Source organism: Methylomonas sp. MgM2 (assembly GCF_054172045.1).
In genome coordinates this window covers 1-2,534 of sequence record NZ_JBSYXO010000083.1, presented here as the reverse complement: position 1 = coordinate 2,534, position 2,534 = coordinate 1, and the positions used below count along the sequence as shown (strand labels likewise).

The following is a 2,534-nucleotide window of genomic DNA, read 5'->3' as shown; positions in this document are numbered from 1 at the left end:
ATTGTTCCTCGCCAGTTTTCGTACCTACGCATCAAGCAGCCTGTTACCATACTGCCTGCAAGGCTCGATACTCGGCCTGTGGCTAGCAGTTACCGAGGCGGGAATTCCACCCGCTAGATTAAGCGGCATTGCCCAGCCGCAACACGCTAGGCTAATCGCACCTACATTATGAAGGACGGCTAATTTGCCCTTTCCTGTCACTGCAAATTAAATCTTATCTGTCAGCAAAGGGTCGTAACCTGATGGCCAGCCTATTCGAGATGAATAATTTCCAGTGGCCGCTTTAGAGAAATTTTGTATAGCCGCATTTTGTTGAAACCATAAGTTTCTGTTCAAATGCTTCCGCTAGTCCCCTTAGCGCATTGCCTGCCGCGCGGCTTGCGCCAAGAAACCGGAACGGGTCGCACCGTGGGCCTTGGCGTATTCATCGATTCGGGTCAATAACAGCTTTGGCAACGTAATATTGACCTTTTCGGCTGGCCCCAAATAACGCTCTACCGGCACCTCCACAATTGACCAAACCCAGCCGGTAAATTCCGGATTGGCTTGGTGTTCCGCTAGCGTTTTGCCGGGTGGGATCATGCCCCCGTCTTCGATGACCGTTTCGCACCATAGATCAATCGCTTCTTTGGCGTTTTCGAAAGCCTCATCCAATGTATCACCCGCTGAAAAGCAGCCTGGCAAATCCGGCACAACCACACCAAACGCATGATTGTCATCGCCTGGCTCTATGGCAATAATAAATCTCATACTTTCAACCCCGCTTGTTTTAACAGCTTATTCACCAATCCTTTGCCTAAATCACTTTTGGGATGCGGCACTGTCAAATGCCCCAACTTAACCGGATGAACAAAAACATGATGACTACCTTTGACACTGCGTAGCGTCCAGCCATCTTCTTCGAGTAGTTTAATCAGTTGTCTGCTGTTCATGGTGGTTATTATACCCACCATACAAGGGTTGGCAAGCCGCCTCTTAGTTACAACCCGAGGTTTTATGCTAGGTTGGAAGAAAGATTTACCTGCCGAATCTATCTTCTTTGTTCTATCAACCAGTCTCTGTAGGCTAAGAGGCGGATATAATCCGCATCAAATCTGGATGAATTTTGTCATCCATTTAGCATTCTTTGATGTTCAAGGCGGATTAGATGTTTACACAAAAATGGGGTGATGCTTACTATGGTTACAATATCGGCCCGGATGCGGACTCAAGTTCGGCAAGACATTGGATTGAGCAATTAGAGCATTACCAGCCAAATTTAAAGCAGCGGGTACAACGTACCGTTAACCAGTGGAATTTGATCGTTAGAGACCAACTGCGGAATGAAACCGCGCTCAGGCTCAGCATAGAGAAAGAGAACAAAAGCAATCGCCCTGAACACAAAGCCACACAAATCCCAATCAAAGTGGTTGATGGTTTGCCGGAGCCATTGATCGATGTTTTAAGAAGGTACAGTGAACAAGCGCCTGTCCTGTTAAACGAAAAAGCCTTTGCCGATACGGCCAAAGGGCTTGATATTGCTATCGAGCAATTTTCCGCACTTCATACATTATGCCCTAGTGAGCTATCGCCTATCGATCTTAGCAATGCTAAGACTTGGTTCCAACAAATACTTGAGCAGCTTGGGCAATTTGGTATCAAGCACAGGCTTAGAGAGCTTAACGAAGACATCCTTGGTGCGTACTTTTTCAATGTCCCCAGAGTTGAAATTTATTGGGCGGCAATTGGTATTTTCGCTCAGTTTTACAGTATTTCCATCGAGGGCTTATGCCTGGTCGTGCTGGCCCATGAACTAGCGCATGCATACACTCATCAAGGCAAAGATATTGACGGCACAACCTGGAAAACCAAAGATTTTGGCAATGCCGACCTTGGCATTGTAGAAGGGTTGGCTCAGTTTTATACCAAAACCGTTTGCGAGAAATTAGCCGCCCGTTTTCCGGCGGCATTGGAAGCCTATCAAGCCTTATTGCAAACCCAAGCGCCGGTTTATACCGAACACGAACAGTGGATCAAAGACCATCCGCACCTAAAAGAAGCGGTGCGCTTCAGCATGATTCAATGCCGTAGCGAAGGCATAGTCCGATACGGCGATTTTATGGAAGTATTGCAACGTGTGGGTAGCTTTCCGTTTTCAAGGTAATAAAAGATTTTGAAATGGCCGGGTATTTTTCCAGCGGTAAGCGTGAAAACCGATTAGGTCGGCAAGGCAATCCAAAACCCGGAATCGGCGATGATCATGTTTTATCGCTCCAATCCAGCATATCCTTGTAATTTTTCGATAGAGTACCGTCACCGGCCATGCTACCGATAAAGCCGGTTTGCAGCATGATTTGATAGGCTTTCTGGCCTTCGCTGAGCGGTGGACTGACTTGGCGCTGGTAAATTTCGTCGATAGCCAATGAAATCAGCTCCGAGGTGTTTTTTCGCAAAGCCCTTTCCAGCTCATGCAGTTTTTTGGTTAACGACTGATTAACCCCATCTACCCCAGTTGCTTCAGTCCGTTAATATAGACGGTATCGACAGCCCAAGGC

Annotated in this window: 4 protein-coding genes; 1 reads left to right on the top strand and 3 read right to left on the bottom strand. The window is 47.2% G+C overall.

Annotation, left to right across the window (positions count from 1 at the left end; translation table 11 throughout):
- Positions 1-354 precede the first annotated feature (354 nt).
- Both ACW73I_RS22930 and ACW73I_RS22925 read right to left on the bottom strand, forming a co-directional pair.
- Positions 355-750: a type II toxin-antitoxin system HicB family antitoxin gene (locus ACW73I_RS22930; RefSeq protein WP_458031832.1), complete on the bottom strand. Its 396-nt coding sequence runs from the start codon at positions 748-750 to the stop codon at positions 355-357.
- Positions 747-932 carry a type II toxin-antitoxin system HicA family toxin gene (locus tag ACW73I_RS22925; protein WP_458031831.1) on the bottom strand — a complete coding sequence of 62 codons (186 nt, stop codon included), beginning with the start codon at positions 930-932 and terminating at the stop codon, positions 747-749. Before ACW73I_RS22925 ends, ACW73I_RS22930 begins: the two co-directional genes overlap by 4 nt.
- A 215-nt stretch (positions 933-1,147) precedes the next feature.
- On the opposite strand from ACW73I_RS22925, the gene ACW73I_RS22920 reads away from it, so the two are divergent.
- On the top strand, positions 1,148-2,143 hold the full coding sequence (locus ACW73I_RS22920; RefSeq protein ID WP_458031830.1) for a hypothetical protein: 996 nt from the start codon (positions 1,148-1,150) through the stop codon (positions 2,141-2,143).
- A gap of 94 nt (positions 2,144-2,237) precedes the next feature.
- On the opposite strand, the gene ACW73I_RS22915 is transcribed toward ACW73I_RS22920, so the two are convergent.
- Positions 2,238-2,432, bottom strand: a complete 195-nt coding sequence (locus tag ACW73I_RS22915; RefSeq protein ID WP_458031829.1) for a hypothetical protein — start codon at positions 2,430-2,432, stop codon at positions 2,238-2,240.
- Positions 2,433-2,534 lie beyond the last annotated feature (102 nt).

Coding starts and splice junctions, on each gene's coding strand:
- ACW73I_RS22930 (WP_458031832.1), bottom strand. CDS start 750: ATGAGATTTATTATTGCCATAGAGCCAGGCGATGACAATCATGCGTTT.
- ACW73I_RS22925 (WP_458031831.1), bottom strand. CDS start 932: ATGAACAGCAGACAACTGATTAAACTACTCGAAGAAGATGGCTGGACG.
- ACW73I_RS22920 (WP_458031830.1), top strand. CDS start 1,148: ATGTTTACACAAAAATGGGGTGATGCTTACTATGGTTACAATATCGGC.